General features: G+C 72.2%; 19 protein-coding genes and 1 pseudogene. 13 read left to right on the forward strand and 7 right to left on the reverse strand.

Annotated features, from left to right (window positions below; genetic code table 11):
- Positions 1 to 7 precede the first annotated feature (7 nt).
- Positions 8 to 2,266: a heavy metal translocating P-type ATPase gene (locus ABKA17_RS20700; RefSeq protein ID WP_353693588.1), complete on the forward strand. Its 2,259-nt coding sequence runs from the start codon at positions 8 to 10 to the stop codon at positions 2,264 to 2,266.
- A gap of 65 nt (positions 2,267 to 2,331) precedes the next feature.
- On the opposite strand, the gene ABKA17_RS20705 is transcribed toward ABKA17_RS20700, so the two are convergent.
- Positions 2,332 to 3,027, reverse strand: coding sequence for a type 1 glutamine amidotransferase domain-containing protein (locus ABKA17_RS20705; RefSeq protein ID WP_353693589.1), 696 nt, complete (start codon positions 3,025 to 3,027; stop codon positions 2,332 to 2,334).
- Positions 3,028 to 3,077: 50 nt separating this feature from the next.
- On the opposite strand from ABKA17_RS20705, the gene ABKA17_RS20710 reads away from it, so the two are divergent.
- The gene (locus ABKA17_RS20710) at positions 3,078 to 4,007 is read left to right on the forward strand and encodes a LysR family transcriptional regulator (protein WP_353693590.1); all 930 of its coding nucleotides are present in this window, start codon (positions 3,078 to 3,080) and stop codon (positions 4,005 to 4,007) included.
- Here ABKA17_RS20710 and ABKA17_RS20715 read toward each other — a convergent pair whose 3' ends face one another.
- Positions 4,008 to 4,964, reverse strand: coding sequence for a zinc metalloprotease (locus tag ABKA17_RS20715; protein WP_353693591.1), 957 nt, complete (start codon positions 4,962 to 4,964; stop codon positions 4,008 to 4,010).
- A 181-nt stretch (positions 4,965 to 5,145) separates the two neighbouring features.
- Here ABKA17_RS20715 and ABKA17_RS20720 point away from each other — a divergent pair, with 181 nt between their 5' ends.
- Together ABKA17_RS20720 and dmpG are read left to right on the forward strand one after the other, a co-directional pair.
- On the forward strand, positions 5,146 to 5,466 hold the full coding sequence (locus tag ABKA17_RS20720; RefSeq protein WP_353693592.1) for a hypothetical protein: 321 nt from the start codon (positions 5,146 to 5,148) through the stop codon (positions 5,464 to 5,466).
- A 22-nt stretch (positions 5,467 to 5,488) separates the two neighbouring features.
- Positions 5,489 to 6,304 (forward strand): annotated as a pseudogene (gene dmpG / locus ABKA17_RS20725) (4-hydroxy-2-oxovalerate aldolase); the annotation flags it as partial.
- Positions 6,305 to 6,332: 28 nt separating this feature from the next.
- On the opposite strand, the gene ABKA17_RS20730 reads toward dmpG, so the two are convergent.
- Positions 6,333 to 8,414 carry an ATP-binding SpoIIE family protein phosphatase gene (locus tag ABKA17_RS20730; RefSeq protein ID WP_353693593.1) on the reverse strand — a complete coding sequence of 694 codons (2,082 nt, stop codon included), beginning with the start codon at positions 8,412 to 8,414 and terminating at the stop codon, positions 6,333 to 6,335.
- 109 nt (positions 8,415 to 8,523) lie between these two features.
- Here ABKA17_RS20730 and ABKA17_RS20735 point away from each other — a divergent pair, with 109 nt between their 5' ends.
- The 5 genes from ABKA17_RS20735 (at position 8,524) to ABKA17_RS20755 (ending at position 13,030) form a co-directional block, all read left to right on the forward strand.
- The gene (locus ABKA17_RS20735; protein WP_353693594.1) at positions 8,524 to 9,096 is read left to right on the forward strand and encodes a hypothetical protein; all 573 of its coding nucleotides are present in this window, start codon (positions 8,524 to 8,526) and stop codon (positions 9,094 to 9,096) included.
- Positions 9,097 to 9,242: 146 nt separating this feature from the next.
- The gene (locus ABKA17_RS20740; protein WP_353693595.1) at positions 9,243 to 9,773 is read left to right on the forward strand and encodes a DUF2269 domain-containing protein; all 531 of its coding nucleotides are present in this window, start codon (positions 9,243 to 9,245) and stop codon (positions 9,771 to 9,773) included.
- A gap of 55 nt (positions 9,774 to 9,828) precedes the next feature.
- The gene (locus ABKA17_RS20745; protein ID WP_353693596.1) at positions 9,829 to 10,992 is read left to right on the forward strand and encodes an acyl-CoA dehydrogenase family protein; all 1,164 of its coding nucleotides are present in this window, start codon (positions 9,829 to 9,831) and stop codon (positions 10,990 to 10,992) included.
- 112 nt (positions 10,993 to 11,104) lie between these two features.
- Complete coding sequence (locus ABKA17_RS20750) at positions 11,105 to 11,791, forward strand: LuxR C-terminal-related transcriptional regulator (protein WP_353693597.1); 687 nt, start codon at positions 11,105 to 11,107, stop codon at positions 11,789 to 11,791.
- Between the two features lie 108 nt (positions 11,792 to 11,899).
- A complete protein-coding gene (locus tag ABKA17_RS20755) occupies positions 11,900 to 13,030 on the forward strand; it encodes an acyltransferase family protein (protein ID WP_502994304.1) in 1,131 nt (376 codons plus the stop codon).
- Positions 13,031 to 13,066: 36 nt separating this feature from the next.
- Here ABKA17_RS20755 and ABKA17_RS20760 read toward each other — a convergent pair whose 3' ends face one another.
- Complete coding sequence (locus ABKA17_RS20760; protein ID WP_353693599.1) at positions 13,067 to 14,080, reverse strand: serine/threonine-protein kinase; 1,014 nt, start codon at positions 14,078 to 14,080, stop codon at positions 13,067 to 13,069.
- A gap of 387 nt (positions 14,081 to 14,467) precedes the next feature.
- Here ABKA17_RS20760 and ABKA17_RS20765 point away from each other — a divergent pair, with 387 nt between their 5' ends.
- Genes ABKA17_RS20765 through ABKA17_RS20775 form a run of 3 tightly spaced genes read left to right on the forward strand, consistent with a single transcriptional unit; the run spans position 14,468 to position 17,243 of the window.
- Positions 14,468 to 15,469, forward strand: a complete 1,002-nt coding sequence (locus ABKA17_RS20765) for a FecCD family ABC transporter permease (protein WP_353693644.1) — start codon at positions 14,468 to 14,470, stop codon at positions 15,467 to 15,469.
- 2 nt (positions 15,470 to 15,471) lie between these two features.
- The gene (locus tag ABKA17_RS20770) at positions 15,472 to 16,230 is read left to right on the forward strand and encodes an ABC transporter ATP-binding protein (RefSeq protein ID WP_353693600.1); all 759 of its coding nucleotides are present in this window, start codon (positions 15,472 to 15,474) and stop codon (positions 16,228 to 16,230) included.
- Between the two features lie 26 nt (positions 16,231 to 16,256).
- Positions 16,257 to 17,243, forward strand: coding sequence for an ABC transporter substrate-binding protein (locus ABKA17_RS20775; RefSeq protein WP_353693601.1), 987 nt, complete (start codon positions 16,257 to 16,259; stop codon positions 17,241 to 17,243).
- On the opposite strand, the gene ABKA17_RS20780 is transcribed toward ABKA17_RS20775, so the two are convergent.
- Genes ABKA17_RS20780 through ABKA17_RS20790 form a run of 3 tightly spaced genes read right to left on the reverse strand, consistent with a single transcriptional unit; the run spans position 17,155 to position 20,134 of the window.
- Positions 17,155 to 18,420 (reverse strand): MFS transporter, encoded by a 1,266-nt coding sequence (locus ABKA17_RS20780; protein ID WP_353693602.1) that lies wholly within the window; start codon positions 18,418 to 18,420, stop codon positions 17,155 to 17,157. The genes ABKA17_RS20775 and ABKA17_RS20780 overlap by 89 nt on opposite strands.
- Positions 18,408 to 19,643: an MFS transporter gene (locus tag ABKA17_RS20785; RefSeq protein ID WP_353693603.1), complete on the reverse strand. Its 1,236-nt coding sequence runs from the start codon at positions 19,641 to 19,643 to the stop codon at positions 18,408 to 18,410. Before ABKA17_RS20785 ends, ABKA17_RS20780 begins: the two co-directional genes overlap by 13 nt.
- Positions 19,640 to 20,134 (reverse strand): GNAT family N-acetyltransferase, encoded by a 495-nt coding sequence (locus tag ABKA17_RS20790; protein WP_353693604.1) that lies wholly within the window; start codon positions 20,132 to 20,134, stop codon positions 19,640 to 19,642. The genes ABKA17_RS20785 and ABKA17_RS20790 overlap by 4 nt, the downstream gene beginning before the upstream one ends.
- Positions 20,135 to 20,160: 26 nt before the next feature.
- Between ABKA17_RS20790 and ABKA17_RS20795 the strand changes: the two genes are divergently transcribed.
- Positions 20,161 to 20,679 (forward strand): CGNR zinc finger domain-containing protein, encoded by a 519-nt coding sequence (locus tag ABKA17_RS20795; RefSeq protein WP_353693605.1) that lies wholly within the window; start codon positions 20,161 to 20,163, stop codon positions 20,677 to 20,679.
- The last annotated feature ends 189 nt before the right edge of the window (positions 20,680 to 20,868 follow it).

Below are 20,868 nucleotides of genomic sequence, written 5' to 3' on the forward strand. Positions count from 1 at the left end.
AGCAGCGATGACCACCACCGCGACCGGAGCCACTACCGAGGTAGAGCTCGTCATCGGCGGCATGACCTGTGCCTCGTGCGCCGCGCGTATCGAGAAGAAGCTCAACCGCATGGACGGGGTCACCGCGACCGTCAACTACGCCACCGAGAAGGCGAAGGTCAGCTACGACGGGGACCTCACCGTCCAGGACCTGATAGCGACCGTCGAGAAGACCGGGTACACGGCCGAGGAGCCGACACCACCCGAACCGGACCCCGCCGATACCCCGGACTCCTCACACGACGAACTCCGGCCGCTGCGGGAGCGGTTGGTCACCGCCGTGACGCTCGCGGTCCCCGTCATCGCCATGGCGATGATTCCCGCCCTCCAGTTCGAGTACTGGCAGTGGCTGTCGCTGACGCTGGCGGCGCCCGTGGTGACGTACGCCGGATGGCCTTTCCATAAGGCGGCGTTCACCAACGCGCGGCACGGCGCGGCGACGATGGACACGCTGATCTCGGTCGGCACGCTCGCCGCGTTCGGCTGGTCGCTGTGGGCGCTGTTCTTCGGGACCGCGGGGACGCCGGGTATGACGCACCCCTTCGAGCTGACGATCGCCCGGGGTGACGGCGCCGGGAACATCTACCTGGAGGCCGCGGCGGGTGTCACCGCGTTCATCCTGGCGGGGCGGTACTTCGAGGCCCGGTCCAAGCGGAAGGCGGGGGCGGCGCTGCGGGCGCTGCTGGAACTGGGCACGAAGGACGTCACCGTGATGGGCGCCGACGGTCGTGAACGGACCGTGCCCGTGGGCGAGTTGAAGGTCGGCGACCGCTTCGTGGTGCGGCCCGGCGAGAAGATCGCCACCGACGGGACGGTGGTCGAGGGCTCCTCGGCGGTGGACGCCTCGATGCTCACCGGCGAGTCCGTGCCGGTGGAGGTCACCGCGGGCGACGCCGTCACCGGTGCCACGGTCAACGCCGGCGGGCGGCTCGTCGTCGAGGCGACCCGGGTCGGCGCGGACACCCAGCTGGCCCGGATGGCGAAGCTCGTCGAGGACGCGCAGAACGGGAAGGCCGCGGCACAGCGGCTCGCGGACCGTATCTCCGCGGTGTTCGTGCCGATCGTGATCGCCCTCGCGCTGGGCACCCTCGGCTTCTGGCTCGGCAACGGGGCGGGTCTGACTGCCGCGTTCACCGCCGCGGTCGCCGTGCTGATCATCGCCTGCCCGTGCGCCCTGGGCCTGGCCACGCCGACCGCGCTGCTCGTGGGCACCGGTCGTGGCGCACAGCTCGGCATCCTGATCAAGGGCCCCGAGGTCCTGGAGTCCACCCGCAAGGTCGACACCATCGTCCTGGACAAGACGGGCACGGTGACCACGGGCCGGATGACCCTGCTGGCCGTGCACACCGCCGAGGGCACCGACGAGGCCGAAGCCCTGCGACTGGCGGGCGCGTTGGAGCACGCCTCGGAGCACCCGATCGCCCGGGCGGTGGCCGACGGGGCGCTGGCGAAGCTGGGCTCGCTGCCCACCCCGGAGGACTTCGCGAACGTGCCGGGGCTCGGTGTGCAGGGCATCGTCGAGGGCCACGCCGTGCTCGTCGGCCGGGAGCGGCTGCTGGGTGAGTGGGCGATGGAACTGCCCGTGGAGCTGGCCCGGTTCAAGTCCGAGGCCGAGGCGTCCGGTCGTACGGCCATCGCCGTGGCCTGGGACGGGGAGGCGCGGGCGGTCCTCGAGGTCGCCGACGCGGTCAAGGAGACCAGTGCCGAGGCGATCACCCGGCTGCGGGCACTGGGGCTGACGCCGATCCTGCTGACCGGGGACAACGAGGCGGTGGCCCGGGCAGTGGCCGAGGAGGTCGGGATCGCGCCGCAGAACGTCATCGCCGAGGTGCTGCCGCAGGACAAGGTCGATGTCGTCAAGCGCCTTCAGGGCGAGGGCTGTTCGGTCGCGATGGTCGGCGACGGTGTCAACGACGCGGCCGCGCTCGCCCAGGCCGACCTGGGGCTGGCCATGGGGACCGGCACGGACGCGGCGATCGAGGCCGGCGACCTCACCCTGGTCCGCGGTGACCTGCGCGCGGCGGCGGACGCCATCCGGCTGGCCCGCCGGACCCTCGGCACGATCCGCACCAACCTGTTCTGGGCCTTCGCCTACAACGTGGCCGCACTGCCGCTCGCGGCGGCCGGACTGCTCAACCCGATGCTGGCCGGCGCGGCGATGGCGTTCTCATCGGTGTTCGTGGTGGGGAACTCGCTGCGGCTGCGGTCCTTCAAGGCCGCGCGGTAGACAGGAGAGCGAGAGCGAGTGAAGGGCCGGCGCGAATCGCACCGGCCCTTCAGCCAACTGCCGTGTCAGCCCAGCTTCTTGAGGAGTTCCACCGCCAGGGGCGCGGAGGACGCCGGGTTCTGGCCGGTGACCAGGTTGCGGTCGACGACGACCTTCGGCGCCCACGGTTCGCCCACCTCGACCTGCACGCCGGCCTCCGTCAGCCGGTCCTGGAGCAGCCACTTGGCCTTGTCTGCGAAGCCGGCCTGGGTCTCCTCGGCGTTGGTGAACGCGGCGATCCGGTAGCCGGCGAAGCTGTTGGCGCCGTCGGCCTTGACCGCGGCGAGCATGGCGGCCGGGGCGTGGCAGACGACGCCGAGCGGCCTGCCGGACTCCAGGGCGCGGGTGAGGAGTTCACCGGAGTCGGTGTTGACCGCGAGGTCCTCCATCGGACCGTGGCCGCCGGGGTAGAAGACGGCGGCGTAGTCGTCGAGGTTCACGTCCTCGAGGCGGATCGGGTGCTGGATCTCGGTCGCGGCGGCGATGACGCCCGCGATCCGGTCGGCGTTCTCCTGTCCGCCGTTCACCTCGGCCGCGAGGCTGCCCTTGTCAACGGTGGGGACGACCCCACCCGGGGTGGCCACGGTGATCTCGTGACCGGCGGCCTTGAAGGCCTCGTACGGGGCGACGGCCTCCTCGGCCCAGAAGCCGGTGGGGTGCTGAGTGCCGTCCGCCAGCGTCCAGTGGTCGACGCCGGTCATTACGAAGAGGATCTTTGCCATGGTCCGACCGTAATTCTTTCCACCCATAGGAATCCAATAGGCTCACGTATGTGAGAGATAGGGAATCCAATCACCACCCGGTCGCGGCACCGCTGGACCTCAATCTGCTCCGCACGTTCCTGACCGTCTACCGCACCGGCTCCTTCACCGCGGCGGCCCGTCTCCTCGGCCTGTCGCAGCCCACGGTCACCACCCAGATCCGCGCGCTGGAGCGACAACTGGACCGGGAGCTGTTCGAGCGGCTGGCCCGAGGGGTGGCGCCGACGGCGTACGCGGACGAGTTGGCCGCCCGGATCGTCGACCCGCTGGACTCGCTCGCCACGGTCACGGGAGCGGACGACTCCCCGGCCGAGCCCGTGCATCTGGCCGGGCCCGCCGAGTTCCTCACCCGCTCCGTGCTGCCCGCCATCGCACCCCTGGTGGAGAAGGGCGTACGGCTGCGCATCACGCCCGGTCTCACCGAGCCGCTCCTGGAGGATCTGCGCGCGGGCCGTCACGACCTGGTGATCGCCACCTTCCGGCCGCGTGGCCGCACGCTGGCCGCGGTGCCCCTGAACGACGAGGAGTTCGTGCTGGTCGCCGCGCCCGAACGGGCGGAGCGGATCGGTGGTCCGGCGCGGATCGCGGCCGAGGGGGAGGCCGCGCTGCACGGCGTCCCGCTGATCGCGTACGCCGAGGATCTGCCCATCGTGCGCCGCTACTGGCGGCACGTCTTCGGCAAGCGCCTGGTGCGCGACCCCGCGGTCACCATGCCCGACCTCAACGCGGTGAAGGCGGCGGTCGTGGGCGGCGCCGGGTTCTCGGTGCTGCCCCGCTATCTGTGCGCGGCGGAGCTGGCGTCCGGGACGCTGATCCTGCTCCACGACCCGGACGACCCGCCCATCAACACCGTCTTCCTCGTGCAGCGTCCGGGCGCCTCCGGCAATCCGCACGTGCCCCTGGTCCGCGACCATCTGCTGCGGACCGCCCAGGAAGGCTAGCTACGCGTTCGTCTTCAGGAACGACGAGCGCGGACCTTCGAGGGTGGCGTCCATGCGGGCCACCTGACCCTGGGTGAACATGAACATGCCCGCGTCGTCGGTGTAGTCCATGTAGTTGACGAACATGTCCCCGTCGGGAGCGTTGTTGCACGTCACATGGGGGAACCTGGGTGTGCCGAAGTTGGGGCCGCCCGCGTTGGGGGTGTCCGCGACGAAGTCGCTGCCGCTGCACCCCTCTCCGTCGTCGCCCCAGATGTGGAACAGGTTGAGCCAGTGGCCCACCTCGTGGGTGGCCGTGCGGCCGAGGTCGAAGGGAGCCCTCGCGGTTCCCGTCGTGCCGACGAAGGTGTGAGTGATGACGACACCGTCCGTGGCGTCGGGACCGCCCGGGAACTGGGCGTAGCCGAGGATCTCCCCCACGTTGGGGTCCTCGAGGCGTGGGGCGACCCAGAAGTTGAGGTACTGGTCGGCGGGCCAGGCGTCCTGCCCACCGCTCTCGGTGAACTTGATCGCGTCGTCCATCCCGAAGGTGTCCGTCGCGGTCCGGGTCCGGGTGATGCCGTTGGTCGGCTCGCCGTGGGGGCCCTGGGAGGCGAGCCGGAACTCGATGCGGCAGTCCGCGACGAGAGGCTGCCAGACCTCGGGCACCCGCGAGACGTCCGGGTTGAGCATCCGGTAGTCCTGGTTCAGGACGTCGATCTGGCTGACGATCTGTTCGTCGCCGATGTCCTGCTCGGGCGTGTGGTGGATGACGTGCACCACGACGGGGATCACCGTCACACCCGTGCGGGCCGGTGTCTCCAGCCCCTGCTCGAAGGCGAAGGCCCGGTTCTCCAACGCGTCCCGCGCGACGGCGTAGGAGCGGTCCTCGGTCAGCAGCCGCCGGTGGACCGGCATCGTGCCGCAGACACGCTGTACGGGGGCGGGGGTGGTCTCGTCGGTCTCGTTCTCGGGCACGCTGCACCGCCTGGAGATGGCCGCACCGCCAGCGGTGCGGAAGTGAGGGTGGAGCGGGCCCGTTGAGGTTTACCGTAGGGCGACGGAACGGACACGGTAAGCAGAACCGCGAATTCCGCCGTAAGTACGGCGTTGTCTTCCGTATCGGGTCAACTGACGACAGATCAGGAGGTGCCCGACCATGAGCGGCCCACCACCGGAACTGATCGGAACATGGGTGCATTCGTACGAGGAGGACTCCCCCGGCGTCACGGTGTACCGCCCCGCGGGCTACCCACTACCACCCGCGCGCGGCCGCCGCGGGTTGGAGTTCGCCGCGGACGGCACCTTCACCGAGCGCCCCATCGGCCGCGGCGACGCACCTGGGCGGCGCACCGGCACATGGGCGCCGGCGGACCCGGCCGACAGCCGCCGGCTCGCGCTCAGCCTGCCCGGTGCGGAGCGCCGACTGGAAGTACTCCACGTCGACGATCAGGTGCTCAAGGTGCGGGCACCGGACTGACCACCCCCCGTCGTATCGACGTGAGGCCGTCGCCGACGTCGCCTTCCACGCCGTCCCGACGACCCTGCTGCTCCCCGGCATCGGCACCCTTCACGATCTCAAGCGGGCCCATGCCCTGGGCATCCGCTCCGTGCGCATCGCCACCCACTGCACCGAGGCCGACATCTCCGCCCAGCACATCGCCGCCGCCCGCGAGCTGGGCATGGACGTCGCCGGGTTCCTGATGATGTCCCACCTGGCCGAACCGGCCGAACTGGCCCGCCAGGCCAAGCTGATGGAGTCGTACGGCGCCCACTGCGTCTACGTCACCGACTCCGGCGGCCGGCTCACCATGGACGGCGTCCGCGACCGCTTCCGCGCCTACCGCGACGTCCTCGACCCGGCGACCGAGCTGGGCATCCACGCCCACCACAACCTCGGTCTCGGCGTCGCCAACAGCGTGGTCGCCGTGGAGAGCGGCGCCGTCCGCGTCGACGCCTCCCTCGCGGGCCAGGGCGCGGGCGCCGGCAACTGTCCCCTGGAGGCGTTCGTCGCGGTCGCCGACCTGATGGGCTGGGAGCACGCCTGCGAGCTGTTCCCGCTCATGGACGCCGCCGACGATCTCGTACGACCGCTCCAGGACCGCGAGGTGCGGGTGGACCGCGCGACCCTCAGCCTCGGCTACGCGGGCGTGTACTCCAGCTTCCTGCGGCACGCGGAGAACGCCGCCGCCCGCCACGGGCTGGACACCCGCAGCATCCTGGTCGAGGTCGGCCGCCGGGGCATGGTGGGAGGCCAGGAGGACATGATCACCGACATCGCACTGGACCTGGCGCCCCGCGCGCGGACTGCCGACTAGTCGCCCGTCCGTCGTCTCGGCGACGCGTTCATTCCGGCACGGAGACGTTCAGCAGCGTCTGGAGTGTCTGGTCGGACTCGTTGAGTTCGGCCCAGACCGTCTTGCCGTGGGAGGCGTGGCGGGTGCCCCAGTGTTCGGCGAGTTGGGCTACCAGGAGCAGTCCGCGGCCGCCCTCGTCGAGAGTGCGGGCCCGGCGCAGATGGGGGGTGGTGCCGCCGGCGTCGGAGACCTCGCAGAGCAGGCCGTGGTCGTGGATGAGCCGCAGCTGGATGGGGGGACGGCCGTAGCGGATGGCATTGGTGACCAGTTCGCTGACGACCAGTTCGGTGGTGAAGTCGAGCTCCTCCAGGCCCCACACGCGCAGTTGCCGGGCGACGTCCGCGCGGGCCCGGGAGACGGCGGCCGGGTCGGACTCCAGGTCCCAGGTGGCGACCTGGCGGACGCCGAGGGCGTGGGTGCGGGCGAGGAGCAGGGCGACGTCGTCGTCCGGGAGGGCGGGGAGCAGGGCCTCCAGGACGGTGTCGCAGGTGGCCTCCAGGGAGGGGCCGGGCCTGGCGAGGGCCTCCCGCAGCAGGTCCAGGCCCGTCTCGACGTCGTGGTCGCGGGCCTCGATCAGTCCGTCGGTGTAGAGGGCGAGCAGGCTGCCCTCGGCGAGGTCGACCTCGGCCGCCTCGAAGGGCAGGCCGCCCAGGCCCAGCGGTGGGCCCGGGGGCAGGTCGAGGAGGTCGACGGTGCCGTCGCGGGTCACCAGGACGGGCAGCACATGGCCCGCGCGGGCGAGGGTGCAGCGCCGGGACACGGGGTCGTAGACGGCGTAGAGACAGGTCGCGCCGATGTCACCGGCGGCCTCGTCGTCCGGGCCGCCGGCCGCTTCGGCGGACAGCCGGATGACGATGTCGTCGAGGTGCGTGAGGAGTTCGTCGGGCGGCAGGTCGATGTCGGCGAGGGTGCGTACGGCGGTCCGCAGCCGGCCCATGGTGGCGGCGGCGTGGATGCCGTGGCCGACGACGTCGCCCACCACGAGGGCGACCCGGGCGCCGGAGAGCGGGATGACGTCGTACCAGTCGCCGCCCACGCCGAGCCGGTCACCGGCGGGCAGATAGCGGCAGGCGACCTCGACGGCGGACTGCTGCGGCAGGTTCTGCTGGAGGAGGCTGCGCTGGAGGGTGAGGGCGGTGGCGCGGGCGTGGGTGTAGCGGCGGGCGTTGTCGACGGCGACCGCGGCCCGGGCGGCGATCTCCTGGGCGTGCAGCAGGTCCTCGTCGTCGTAGGGGTCGGGGGTGCGGTCGCGGACGAAGCGCGCTACGCCCAGGGTCGTGCCGCGGGCGCGCAGGGGTACGACCAGCGTCGAACGGTCCCGGGAGGGTTCTCCGGTGGCCAGGGCCCGGGCCGCCGGCGACCCTTCCGGGTAGGTATGGGGTGGCGGTTCCGCCGCGGCCGGCCGCTGGGCGGTCCGCCGCAGGAGGGGCGGGTCCGGCGTCGGAACGTCGTGGCCGTGGAGGGCGGAGTCGAGCAGGTCCACGGTGACCCGGTCGGCGAAGTGCTCGACGGCGAAGTCGGCCAGCTCCTGGGAGGTGCGGGTGATGTCCAGCGTGGTTCCGATGCGCAGGCCCGCCTCGTTGACCATCGACAGCCGGGCCCGCAGCCGGCGTTCCCGCTCCTCCTGGTAGGCCAGGACGCCGTGTTCCGAGGTGCGGTCGATATAGCCGGTCCCGGTGGCCACCATGCGGCGGGTGGCCGCGCTGATCAGTCCGGCGTCGTCGGTCAGCCGCGGCAGCTCCTGGAGCAGCCGGTCCAGGACCACGCCCTGTCCGAGCCGGAAGGCCCGCAGCAGCGCGCTGACGGGGATGCCGTACCGGGCCATCCGGCGGGCCCGCTCGATCTCGGCGGCGGGCAGTTCGATACGGCTCGGTTCGACTCCGTGCTCCAGCCCTGCCAGTACGGCGAGGACATGGTCGGCGATGTTCTCCGAGGCCATACCCTCCGGGTCGTCCCACAGTTCGGGGACCTCGGCGCGCAGGCACCGCTCGACATCGTGGACCAGCCCGTCCGCCGCCCGGCTCAGTGCGTGCGCGGCCCGGGACACGAGACGGTCCGCAGTGACGTCCACCCTTACGACGGTACGCCGCCGGTCGTCGTGCGCGCGCCCGTTCCGGGTCGGAGTGCGGGATTCCGTGATAGGGACTCTCCCACTGTGGCGATCGACAGGTGGGGGCACCGTGTTCGGCAGGGTTTCGGCGGTCGTGGCGACGGCCTGCGTACTGGCGCTGGGGGGCTGCACCTTCGAGAGCTCCGGGAGCAGCACGGCCGAGGAGGCGACGGAGGTCGAGGTGAGCGCCGCGACCACCTCGGCGTCGGCGCCTTCGCCGTCGGCGTCGCCCACACCCACCCCCTCGCCGTCCGCCTCCCCCTCCCCCTCCACCTCGCCCACCGCGACTCCGGTGCCCGTCGAGGGGCCGCGGCAGACCCTGGTGTCGATGAACGTCAGCGGCGGATTCGCCGGTGTCTCCCGAAAGGTGGTCCTGCGCGGCGACGGCAGCGTCCACGCCAGTGACGGCGACACGTCGGTGGTTCGGCGGGCCGGCGCCGCGGAGTTCAGGGAGCTGCGGCTGCTGCTCGGCGATCCGGCGCTGGACGACGTGTCCGACTTCGCGATCAGCATGAGCGCCCGGGACCTCTTCCAGTACGAGGTCCGCTTCGAGGGCCGTACGGTCCTCACGGACCGCTCCGCCGAGCAGCCGCCCCTCGACGCCCTGATCGACGCCCTGAGCGAGTTCCTGCCGAAGAAGTGAGCGCCGAAGCCGTGAGGGCCGAGGCAGTGGGCGCCAGGCAGTGAGAACCGAGGCAGTGAGCGTCGGCGTCGTACTCCGAGGCCGGTACGCGCGGTTACTCCCGCCGTCGGACGCCTCGGCGGCCCCCGCCCGGCACCGTGGTGCGGGTGAAGCTGAACCGCCCGGCCCGCCGGGTCTCCCTGATCGTCCATGTCGTCTCGTCCGCGAGCTGGCTCGGGCTCACCCTCGGGCTGCTCGCGCTCGGGATCACCGCGACCACCACCGAGGCGGCGGTGACCGTCGAGGCCTCGGTCCGGACCATGAAGCTGTTCGCCGACTGGCTGCTGCTCCCGCTCGCATTCCTCACGCTCCTGAGCGGTCTGCTGCTGTCGCTGGGCACGGTGTGGGGGCTGGCGCGGCACCGCTGGGTCTGGACGAAGTTCTGGCTGACCCTCGCCACGACCACCGCCACGGCGTTCGCGCTGCGCCCCGGTGTGAACGCGGCGGTCGCCGCCGTGGCCGCGGGCGGACCGCTGCCGGACGCCGGTGACGTCCTGTTCGGGCCGGTCGTGTCGCTGTCCGCCTATCTCTTCATGACGGTGATCTCGGTCCTCAAGCCGTGGGGGCCCACGCGCCGCGGCCGCAGGCTCCGGGCGACGAACTCCGTTCCCGCGAAGAGGCCAACTCCCGTTGTGTGACGGGGCATTGACGATGCTGCCGGCGGGCGTCACGGTGGGACACCGGAGGTCGCCCATGACAGCACCCCGTTCCGACACGGACCTTGTCGCCCGCGTCCACGCGCTCCGGCCGCTGATCGCCGAGCACGCGCTGCGCACCGAGCAGCGCAGGCGGGTGACGAGCGAGGTCCTCGCGGCGCTGACGGACGCCGGTGTGTACCGGATGAACGTCCCCCGGCGGTACGGCGGTCACCAGACCCGGCCGAGCACCCAGGTCGACGTGATCGCCGAGATCGCCGCCGCGTGCGGTTCGACCGCGTTCACGGCCCTGATCCAGGCCGGCTGCGCCTTCATCGCCGCGCTCTTTCCCGACGAGGCGCAGGAGGAGATCTTCACCGGTCCCGACGTACGGGTCGGCGGCACCCTGATCCCGGACGCCACGGCGGTCGCGTCGGACGGCGGGTACGTCGTCAACGGCACCTCGGGCTTCGCCACCGGCTGTCAGGACGCCGACTGGCATCTGCTGACGGCGCGGGTCGGGTCCGGCGACGGGCCGCCCGAGGTGCTGTGGACCGCGGTGCCCATGGCCGAGCTGGAGATCCTCGACGACTGGCATGTGTCGGGTCTGGCCGGGAGCGGCAGCAACAGCGTCGTGGCCCGCGACGTCTTCGTGCCGGACCGTCGCGTCCTGCCCGTCGGACCGCTGCTGGCGGGCGAGTTCCCCTCGAAGGCCAACGCCGACGATCCCTTCTACCGGATGCCCGTGCTGCTGATGTTCTGTGTCTGGACGGCGCCGCACGCGCTCGGTCTGGCGCGGGGCGCGCTGGCGGAGTTCACCGAACGCATCCACCGGCGGGGTATCACCTACAGCCGCCACCAGCGGCAGAACGAGGCGACGGTCACCCATCTCCAGGCGGCCGAGGCCGCGATGAAGATCTCCTGCGCCGAGCTGATGACGAGGGACTTCGTCGCCCGGATCGAGGCGGGTGAGCCCTTCACGGTGGAGGAGCGGGCCAGGATCCGGGCGCAGACCGGTTATGTGGCGCGGCTGTGCAAGGAGGCCGTCGACCTGGTCGCCGCCGCCTGCGGAGCCTCCTCGCTGCACCGGGAGGTCCCCGTCCAGCGGGCCGTGCGCGATGTGCAGGCGCTGAACCTGCACTCGTTCGTCAATCCCGCGACCAATCTGGAGCTGTACGGGCGGATCCTGTCGGGGCTGGACGCGGGGACTCCGTTTCTCTGAGTTCCCGTGGGCGGGGGTGATCGAGACCACAGACGAAACGGCTTCGTTTCGATGCCGGAGGGGTATTCTGAGCTCACGGTGAACGAAACGGTTTCGTTCAGAAGGAGCCGTCATGACCTCCGTCCTCATCGCCAGCGATCAGTCCCTCCAACGGCACGGCCTGCGCATGCTGCTGGCCGGCGAACCCGACCTGACCGTCGCCGGTGAGGCCCGGAGCGGGACCGAGGCCGTCCGCCTGGCCGCCGTGCTCCGTCCGGACGCCGTCCTGCTCGACGGCCGTATCCACGAGACGGAAGGCCCCGACGTCATCCGCCGGATCACCCACCCGCCGGCCCTCGCCGTCTCGACCGAACCCGCCCGTCCGGCACGTGTCCTGGTCCTGACCCCCACCAGCGACGAGGAGCACGCCTACACCGCCCTGCGGGCCGGCGCCGGCGGCTTCCTCCCCCAGCACGCCACCCCCGACGAACTGATCGCCGCCATCCGGGTCGTGGCCACCGGTGACTCGGTCATCACCCCGCATCTGACCCGCGCCCTCATCGACACCGTCCGTCAGCTCCAGCCCGTGCGCCCCAACGCGCCGGGGGTCGGGCTCGACACCTTCACCGAGCGCGAGCGCGACGTCCTGACCGCGGTCGCCTCCGGCTGGTCCAACGCCGAGATCGCCCAGCGGCTGTCCATCGCACCGACCACCGTCAAATCGCACGTCAGCCACATCCTCGCCAAGATCGGCGGACGCGCCCGCGTCCAGGCGGTGACCTTCGCCTACGAGTCGGGGCTGGTGCGCCCCGCGGCCTGAGAGGTCCGCCGCGAGGCTTGGCGCGAAACCCCGCAGGTTTGGCGCGCCGAGAAGTGGTCAGGCGCGTGGGATGCCCCAGGTACCCCTCACTCCCGTCACTTCCGTCAGATGCGTCCCGGCCGTCTTCCTGCGCGGTGCGCAGGGGGCGGTGTGGTGAGCCCGGCCACCGATCTCGCACCCGAGCGGGACTCCGCGCCCCGGACCGCGCCCGTCAAGCAGCGGGACGCGTTCTTCGACAACGCCAAGTACCTGGCCATCGTGCTGGTGGCGACCGGACACGCGTGGGAGCCGCTGCGCGACGGCAGCCGGGCCGCCTCCGCGCTCTACATGCTCGTGTACGCCTTCCACATGCCGGCGTTCATCGTGATCGCCGGCCACGTCTCCCGGAGCTTCGACGCGAGCCCGCAGCGGCTCCGACGACTGGTGACCGGCGTCGCCGTCCCGTACGTCGTCTTCGAGACGGCGTACACCTTCTACACCCGGTGGACCGACGGGGTGCCGGACCGCCCGGTCAGCCTGCTGGAACCGCTGTATCTGACCTGGTTCCTGGCCGCGCTGTTCATCTGGCGGCTGACCACCCCGGTGTGGCGCTCGGTGCGCTGGCCGCTGCCGCTCGCGCTCGCCGTCGCCACGCTGGCGAGCGTGACCCCGTCCATCGGCGAGGACCTCGACCTCCAGCGCACCCTGCAGTTCCTGCCGTACTTCGTGCTCGGCCTGTGCCTGAAGCCGGAGCACTTCCGGCTGGTGCGCCGCTGGAAGGTACGGATCGCGGCGGTCCCGGTGTTCGTCGGCGCGCTCGCGCTGGCGTACTGGGCGGTGCCGCGGATGAGCGGCGCCTGGTTCTACCACCGGGACAGCGCCCAGGAGTTGGGCGCACCCGCCTGGTACGGCCCGGTCATGACCCTGGTCGTCTTCGCCTGCTCGACGCTGCTGGTGGCCTGTTTCCTGTCCTGGGTGCCCGGGCGGCGCATGTGGTTCACCGCGCTGGGCGCCGGCACGCTGTACGGCTATCTGCTGCACGGGTTCGTCGCGCAGGGCTCCAAGTACTGGGGCTGGTACGACCCCGCGTGGGTGTACCAGCCGCTCGGCGAGGTGGTCGTCACCGTCGTCGCGGCCGTGATCGTGACCGTGCTCTGCACGCCGGTCGTGCGCAGGGCGTTCCGGTTCGTCATGGAACCGGACCTGAAGTGGGCCTTCCGGAAGGACGGGCCCCGGGAGCGGGTCGTCCTGCGCGCGTGAGGATCGGCGCGGCGCTCTCGGCGCTCCTCCCTGCGCTCAGCGCGGCGCCGGAGTCGTGGCCGGCGAGGACGGTGGCCGGGAGGTGCCCGCGACCGTGGGGGTCGGGGTGACCTCCGGCAGCCGGGTCTCGCCGCCCGACGGGATCGCGGTGACGACCATCACGACGACCAGGGCGGCCGCGGCGATCAGCACCAGCGCCGTGAGCAGCCGGGAGCCTGCGTCGGGAGGCGGCTCCGCCACCGGCTCCGGCCGTGCGAGCAGCGCGGTCAGGAACGCCACGATCTCGTCCCCGCCCGGCCGCAGCGCCGGGTCCTTGGCGAGGAGCCCGCGCAGCAGCGGCGTCAACGGACAGTCGGCGCCTGGCAGTTCGGGCTCCTCGTAGACCACCGCGAGGAGCGTCGCCGGCATCGAGGGCCGGGCGAACGGGGAGTGGCCGGTCAGGGCCGTGCAGAGGGTGGCGCCGAGGGACCACCAGTCGGAGGCGGGCCCCGGGTCACGGCCGGTGGTGCGCTCCGGGGGCATGTACTCCGGGGAGCCGATCACCATGCCGGCTCCGGTCAGGCCCGGCGCGTCCTGGAGGGCGGCGATCCCGAAGTCGGTCAGGACGACGCGACGGCCGGGGCCCAGCAGTACGTTGCCGGGTTTGACGTCCCGGTGCAGCACCCCGGCGGCGTGCACCCGGCGCAGCGCCTCGGCGAGCGCGAGGCCGATCCGTGCCGTCTCCCGGACGCCGAGCGGCCCGTGCTCGGCGACGGTCCGCTCCAGTGAGGGCGCCTCGACCAGCTCCATGACGATCCACAGCCGGTCGTCCTCCTCGGCCACGTCGTAGACCCGGACCACGCCCGGGTGGTCGATCCGCGCGCTGGCCCGCGCCTCGCGCAGCGCCCGCTCCCGGCGGGTCCGCGGATCCTCGGCCGCGTCCGGGCCGTCGAGCCACAACTCCTTGACCGCGACCGGTCGTTCGAGCATCTCGTCCCGTGCCCGCCAGACCCGCCCCATGCCGCCCTGCCCGACCCGCTCCCCCAGCCGGTACCGACCCCCGATTCGCATGGGTGTTCACCTCCCCGCCCCTCTCATGACAGCACGGACCACCCGGCACCGGACAGACACAACCGCGCCTACCCCGACGGCCGGCCGGCACCCCCGGCTTGCTAGGCTCCCCGAGCCTCCCGCGGGGGAAGTCCGGTGAGATCCCGGCGCTGACCCGCAACGGTGTGCGCGGCACGCTTCACCCGGTGCCGCGTGAGCCCGATCGCCCGTGGGTGGTGCGACCCGTTGACTGCTCGCCGAGGACTGCGAGAGGGGACCGCGCGGCCTCTCGGTCCGTACGGGCTGTCTCCTTGACGTTCATCAGGCGGCCCCACGCGAAGGACCGCCCCGACCGTGCGCCGAAGTACCGCCCCCAGCCGCATACCCCTGCCCCCGTTGGTGGCCGGGATGACGCTGCTGCTCCTGGTGTCCCTCGTCGGCGGGGTGGGTCTGGGGGCCGCCGGCATCGGCTGGGCGGAGGTCTTCCGGTTCCTGTGGGCCGGGCTGACCGGTGGGACCGTGCGTGCCGAGGACGCCGCCGCGTACACGATCGTCTGGGAGATCCGGCTGCCGCGGGTGGTGCTCGGCGCCGTCGTCGGCGCGGGGCTCGCGGCCGTCGGGGTGGCGGTGCAGGCGATGGTCCGCAACGCGCTCGCCGACCCCTTCGTCCTCGGCATCTCCTCCGGCGCGGCGGTGGGCGCCAACGCGGTCATCCTGCTCGGCGCCTTCGCCGGACTCGGCGTCTGGGCGCTGTCCGTGTCGGCGTTCGCCTCGGCCCTCGCTGCGATGGCGCTGGTGTACGCCGCGGCCCGCTCCCCGCACGGACTCACCCCGCTGAGGCTGGTCCTGACCGGCACCGCGCTCGCCTATGGCTTCGAGGCCCTCACCACTGTGATGGTCTTCAGCGCGGCCCGCGGCGAGGCGGCCCGGTCGGCGCTGATGTGGCTGCTGGGCAGTCTGGGCGGCGCCACCTGGACGCAGGTGCCCCTCGTCGCGGTGACCGTCGCCGCCGGGTGGGCGTGGCTGCGATGGCGGGCGGAATCGCTCAACGCCCTGGCGATGGGCGACGAGACCTCGGCCGCGCTCGGCGTCCGCCCGACCCTGCTGCGCCGCGAACTGTTCCTGGTCACCGCCGCCGTGACCGGCACCGTGGTGGCGGTCAGCGGGGCCATCGGCTTCGTCGGGCTGATGGTGCCGCACGTCGTACGGATGCTGGTCGGCGCCGACCATCGCCGGGTGCTGGCCGTGGCGCCGCTCGCCGGCGCGGTCCTGCTGGTGTGGGCGGACGTGCTGTCCCGGCTGCTGCTGGCCCCCGCCGAGCTGCCCGTCGGAGTCATCACCGCCGTGGTGGGCGTGCCCGCCTTCCTGCTGCTGATGCGGCGCGGCGGCTACGCGTTCGGAGGCCGTTGACCATGAGGCTCGACATCGAGGACGTGACGGTCGAGGCCGCCGGGGCGCGGATCGTCGACGAGGTGCGGCTCGCCGTGGACAGCGGGGCCTTCGTCGGGCTCGTCGGCCCCAACGGCAGCGGCAAGTCGACTCTGTTGCGCTGTGTGTACCGGGCACTTCGGCCGGCCGGGGGTGTGGTGCGGCTCGACGGGGACGATGTGCACGCGATGCCGGCCCGGGACACCGCCCGGGTACTGGCCGCGCTGCCGCAGGAGTCGTCGGCCGAGTTCGACTTCACGGTCGCCGAGGTGGTCGCGATGGGACGGCTGCCGCACCGGGACCGTACGGCCGCTGCGGACCGGGAGTTGTGCGCGGAGGCCATGGCCCGCACCGGCGTGGAGCATCTCGCCGACCGGGGGTTCCTCGCCCTGTCCGGCGGCGAGAAGCAGCGCGTGCTGATCGCCCGCGCGCTCGCCCAGCAGCCCCGGGTGCTCGTCCTCGACGAACCCACCAACCACCTCGACATCGCCCACCAGTTGGACGTGCTGTCCCTGGTGCGCGCCAGCGGTGTCACCGCGCTCGCCGCCCTGCACGACCTCAACCTGGCCGCCGCGCACTGCGATGTCCTGTACGTGATCGCGAGCGGCCGGGTCGTGGCCTCGGGCACACCGCACGACGTGCTGCAACCCGCCCTGCTGGCCGAGGTGTTCGGGGTGCGCGCGCATCCCGTACGGCATCCGGAGACCGGCGCCGTCCAGCTCCTGTTCGACCTGCTCCCGTAGCCCCCGCAGAGACTGTGAGAACCCCCATGCGCAAACTGCTCGCCGCCGCCCTGTGTCTCGCCGCGACCGCCACCGGCTGCGGCGCGTCCGTCGAGACGACGTCGAAGGACGCCAAGTCCTCGTCCGTGACGATCACCAACTGCGGCCGGAAGGTGACGTTCGACAAGGTCCCCGAGCGGGTGGTCACCAACGACGTCGGGATCACCGAGCTGATGTTCGCGCTCGGTCTGGAGGACCGCATGGCCGGGTTCGCCATGCCCGACGACAAGGGCGATTTGAGCGGCGTCCCGTGGAAGGACGGCTACGACAAGGTCAAGTGGCTCTCCAAGGAACAGCTCACCAAGGAGAACGTCCTCGACGTCCGCGGCGACCTGGTCTTCGCCGGCTGGAACTACGGCTTCCGCGAGGACGCCGGCTTCACCCCGGACGCTCTGAAGAAGCTCGGCATCCCCTCGTACATCCTCACCGAGTCCTGTCGCAACGGCCGCACCGAGACCTCGCGCGGCATCATGCCGCCGCTGGAGGCGCTCTACACCGACCTCACCAACCTCGGGAAACTGTTCGGCGTCGAGAAGCGCGCGGCCACGCTGATCGCCGGGTTCAAGAAGCAGATCGCCGGCGTGCACACCGAGGCACCGGCGAAGAAGCCCTCGGTGTTCCTCTACGACAGCGGCCAGGACCAGCCCTTCACCTCCGGCCGCTACGCCGCCCCCGACCAGATCATCAGCGAGGCCGGCGGGGTCAACGTCATGCACGACGTGCGGGACTCCTGGACCACGGTGGGCTGGGAGAGCGTGGTGGAGCGCAACCCCGATGTCATCGTGATCTGCGACTACGGTGACGTGAGCGCCGAGCAGAAGAAGAAGTTCCTGCTCTCCTACGCCCCGCTGCGGAACGTCTCCGCCGTCAAGCACCGGCGGATCTTCACGCTGGACTACGTCGACCTGGTGGAGAGCCCGCGGAACCCGTCGGCGATCGCTCGGCTCGGGGCGTATCTGCGGACGGCCGGCTGACCCCGGCCCGGCGCACGGCGGCGGGTGCCGCGAGGCCGGTGAGCAGGAACAGTGCGCCGACGACGTACCACCCGGGGCGGCCCCAGGTGATGCAGAGCGCGATGAGCAGGCCGGGGCCGAACGCCTCGGCCAGGCCCGCTCCCAGGTTGAAGACGCCGAGGTACTGGCCGGTGGCGTGCGGTGGGGCGAAGGCGAAGGAGACCTCGAACCCGGCGGCGGCGTGCCAGAGTTCACCGATCGTGTGGACGACGACCGCGGTCAGCAGAAGCACCGCGGCTGCCCAGCCCGGCAGGCCCGCGGACAGCGAGACCAGGGCGCAGGAGACCAGGAAGGCCACGCCCGCCCGCCGGTAGGCGTGGCCGCCCGCCGCGGGCGAGTCGACGGTCCGGCCCACGCGTACCTGGAACGCGATGACGATGACGGTTCCGGTGAGCATGGTGCCGGAGACGAGCCAGTGCGGTGCGGCGGTGAAGTCGACCAGCCAGAGCGGGATCGCCACGGTGAGCACCTTGAACTGGACGGCCATCATGCCGTCGAGGACGGTGAGCAGCAGGTAGGGCCGGTCTCGCAGGGCGCTCCACCTGGGACCCTCGGCGGCCGGACCGGGCGCGACCGGCGGCAGCCGGACGAGGACGGCCGCGGCGACCGCGAAGGCCGTCGCGTTCCCGGCGACCATGACCTGGTACGCGCCGAGGGTGCCCACCTGGACGGCCCAGCCCGCGCCCACGGCCCCCAGGGAGATGCCGACATTGCTCACCGCACGCAGGTAGGCGCGGAACTCCTGCGGCCGGTCCCCTCCGTAGTGCCGGATGAGCGGGGAGCGCGCCGCCAGCCCGGCCGCCTTCGCCGCGGCGGCCGCACACACCACGAGGACGAACGCCCAGAAGCCGTCGGCCAGGACGAACGCCGCCGTCGCCAGCGCCTGGACGACGAGGGTGGTCACGTAGACCCCGCGTGCCCCGTACACGTCGGCGAGGTGACCGACGGCGATGCCCACCGTCAGGGCGACCACTCCTGCGATGCCGAGGCCGAGCCCGACCTGGGCCGCGGGCAGGTGGACGGCCTTCGTGAAGTACAGCACCCCGGCGGTCAGATAGAGGCCGCTGCCGAGCGTGTAGACGAAGTTGGAGGCGGCGAGCACGCGTCGGGGCCCCGGCTCGGGTATCAGCTGGGGCATGCGACCTCGTCTCTGTCGGGGGCCGGGTCTGCGGACCGGCGCGCACCTCCGGTGCGCACCGAGGCCACCAGGGCTGCCAGGGTCATCGCGATCAGCAGACCCCAGGCGGGCGCGAATCCGCCACTGAGATCTTTCAGCAGGCCGAGCAGGGGCGGTACGGCGACGATGGCGATCTGGTTCACGGACATCGCCAGTCCGAGGGCGAACCCCGTCCTGTCCGGCGGCGCCGACTCGGTGACCTGGGCGACCCATGGGCCGTACCAGCCGAATCCGAAGAACCCGAGCCAGAGGAACGCGCAGCAGGCGACGGCCGCCGACCGGCCCGCCGGGGTCAGCAGCACGGCCATCCCCGCGACGACCGCGACCATGCAGACCACGACGGCGCGTTGCCGCCCGACCCCGACGCGGTCGCTCCAGGCCGCGAGCGCGATCCGGCCGAGGACGCCCGTGCCCTGCGTCGCGACCAGGACCAGGGCCGCCGCCCCGGCGCCGGCGTGTGCCACCTCGTGGAGATACAGCACCGTCAGGATGCCGACCCCGCACTGCACGGAGATCAGGCCGGCCCCGGCCAGCATGGTCCGGACCATGGCCGGCTCTCGGAGCAGCCTCATCCGCACGCCCCGTGGCGTCCTGGCCCGGGGAAGGACGGCCCGACCGGGTGGCCGGCGGTAGAGGGTCATGAAGGCCACCGCGCCCAGCAGGGCGACGAACCCACCCGTCACGAGCGCCGCCCGCCATCCGAAGGCCCCTGCGACGAGGGGCAGTACGGCCGAGGCGAACGCGGCACCCAGTGGCAGCCCCGCCTGCCGGACACCCATCGCGAACCCGCGCTGCGAGGCATGGAACCAGGACGCCACCGACTTGCTGCCGCCGGGCTGCACGGTGCTGTATCCCGCGCCGACGACCAGCAGCACGGCGAGCAGACCCGCGTACCCCGGCACCAGAGCGCCCGCCCCCAGGGCCACGGCGACCACACCGGCACCCGCCCCGACGACCCAGCGCTCGTCGCAGCGGTCCAGCAACTCCCCCGCCACCAGCAGCCCGACCAGCGGGACGAACTGGGCGGCCGAGACCAGAAGCCCCAACTGTGCGGTGCTCAGGCCCAGTTCGCGTTGCAGCTGGATGCCCATGGCTCCGATGCCCTGCACGAAGAAGCCGGACGCGGCCTGCGTGAAGGTGGCCACGGCGAGGACGACCCACCGGTAGCGTGCGCCGCGTCTCACGGACGCCGGCACAGCGCGGGGTCGGGGTGCGGGGTGAACCCGAGGTCGCGGTAGAGCGGTTCGCCCTCCGGGGAGGCGTGCAGGTCCACTCGCGCCACCTCGCGTTCCCGGAACCAGTCGAGCAGGCCCCGCATGACGGCGCGGCTGTGCCCGCGGCGCCGGTGGGCGGGGTCGGTGACCACGCCGAGCACCTGCCCGACCCGGCCGTTGTACAGGTGCGGCCCCGGCAGCCGTTGCTCGACGGTGCCGATGCCACAGGCGGCGAGCCCACCGTCGTCGCCGTCCACGACGAGGATGCGCACGCTGTCCGCGGTCAGCTGCTCCTTGAGCACCACGGCCAGGGTGTCCAGCCATCCCTCGTCCGCCGAGGCGGGGTTGAAGAAGTCACCTCCGAGGTGCTCGAACAACAGAGCCCGTAGCCGCATGAGTTCGACGAGGTCGTACTCCCTGGCCTGCCGTACGTCGGATCGGAGTCCGGTGCGTTGTCCCATGACCACGACCCTGATGTAATGACCTTATGCATCTCAACCCTTACGGCGAGGATGCCGTGAACCTGGCCGCCGACCTGGCCAACCGCCGTCCGACGCGCCCCACGGAACTCGCCGATCGCTGCCGGGCCGCCGGGCTGACGGTGCAGGGCCCCGCCACACCCGAGGACCTTCGGCGCACGCTCGACGTACTGGACGGCTGGGAGAAGGTCGTCGACGCCACCGACGAGCGCGAGCGCGCCGAGCTGGTCAACCGGATGCTGGCCGCGGCCGCCGCCTACCCACGGATGACCGACCACGTGGGCAGCGGCTGGCATCTGCACTACCGCGACGAGGGGCAGCCGCTCGGCGGGGTGCTGTCCTCCCTGATCGCCGTGGGCACCGCACTGCATCTGACGGGCCGCGGTATGCAACGCCTCGGCCGCTGCGCCGTGCCGGAGTGCGCCACGATCTACGCCGACACCTCCCGCACCGGCCGGCAGCGCTACTGCTCCCCGCGCTGCGCCAACCGCGACGCGGTCCGCCGCCACCGGGCTCGCACCCTCTAGCGACCAGCCCCGTGGCAGGTGTGGCTCACGCCACATTCAGCCGTGTCACATCGCATGGGCCCATTCCGTCAAAGGGGCGTAGGCATCGACACCAAGCCACAGGAGCTCACCATGGAAGCCCGCCTCAACCTCTTCGAGAACCCGCTCGCCGGCAAGGTCATCCGGTACGTCAACTCGGCGGGCAAGGCG

It is taken from the genome of Streptomyces sp. RG80, from assembly GCF_040446465.1.
GTDB lineage: Bacteria > Actinomycetota > Actinomycetes > Streptomycetales > Streptomycetaceae > Streptomyces.

What these genes read in the sequence shown, in the direction of transcription:
- ABKA17_RS20700 (WP_353693588.1), top strand. Translation starts at nt 8, where the DNA reads ATGACCACCACCGCGACCGGAGCCACTACCGAGGTAGAGCTCGTCATC.
- ABKA17_RS20705 (WP_353693589.1), bottom strand. Translation starts at nt 3,027, where the DNA reads ATGGCAAAGATCCTCTTCGTAATGACCGGCGTCGACCACTGGACGCTG.
- ABKA17_RS20720 (WP_353693592.1), top strand. Translation starts at nt 5,146, where the DNA reads ATGAGCGGCCCACCACCGGAACTGATCGGAACATGGGTGCATTCGTAC.
- ABKA17_RS20745 (WP_353693596.1), top strand. Translation starts at nt 9,829, where the DNA reads ATGACAGCACCCCGTTCCGACACGGACCTTGTCGCCCGCGTCCACGCG.
- ABKA17_RS20750 (WP_353693597.1), top strand. Translation starts at nt 11,105, where the DNA reads ATGACCTCCGTCCTCATCGCCAGCGATCAGTCCCTCCAACGGCACGGC.
- ABKA17_RS20755 (WP_502994304.1), top strand. Translation starts at nt 11,900, where the DNA reads ATGCGTCCCGGCCGTCTTCCTGCGCGGTGCGCAGGGGGCGGTGTGGTG.
- ABKA17_RS20760 (WP_353693599.1), bottom strand. Translation starts at nt 14,080, where the DNA reads ATGCGAATCGGGGGTCGGTACCGGCTGGGGGAGCGGGTCGGGCAGGGC.
- ABKA17_RS20765 (WP_353693644.1), top strand. Translation starts at nt 14,468, where the DNA reads ATGACGCTGCTGCTCCTGGTGTCCCTCGTCGGCGGGGTGGGTCTGGGG.
- ABKA17_RS20770 (WP_353693600.1), top strand. Translation starts at nt 15,472, where the DNA reads ATGAGGCTCGACATCGAGGACGTGACGGTCGAGGCCGCCGGGGCGCGG.
- ABKA17_RS20775 (WP_353693601.1), top strand. Translation starts at nt 16,257, where the DNA reads ATGCGCAAACTGCTCGCCGCCGCCCTGTGTCTCGCCGCGACCGCCACC.
- ABKA17_RS20780 (WP_353693602.1), bottom strand. Translation starts at nt 18,420, where the DNA reads ATGCCCCAGCTGATACCCGAGCCGGGGCCCCGACGCGTGCTCGCCGCC.
- ABKA17_RS20790 (WP_353693604.1), bottom strand. Translation starts at nt 20,134, where the DNA reads ATGGGACAACGCACCGGACTCCGATCCGACGTACGGCAGGCCAGGGAG.
- ABKA17_RS20795 (WP_353693605.1), top strand. Translation starts at nt 20,161, where the DNA reads ATGCATCTCAACCCTTACGGCGAGGATGCCGTGAACCTGGCCGCCGAC.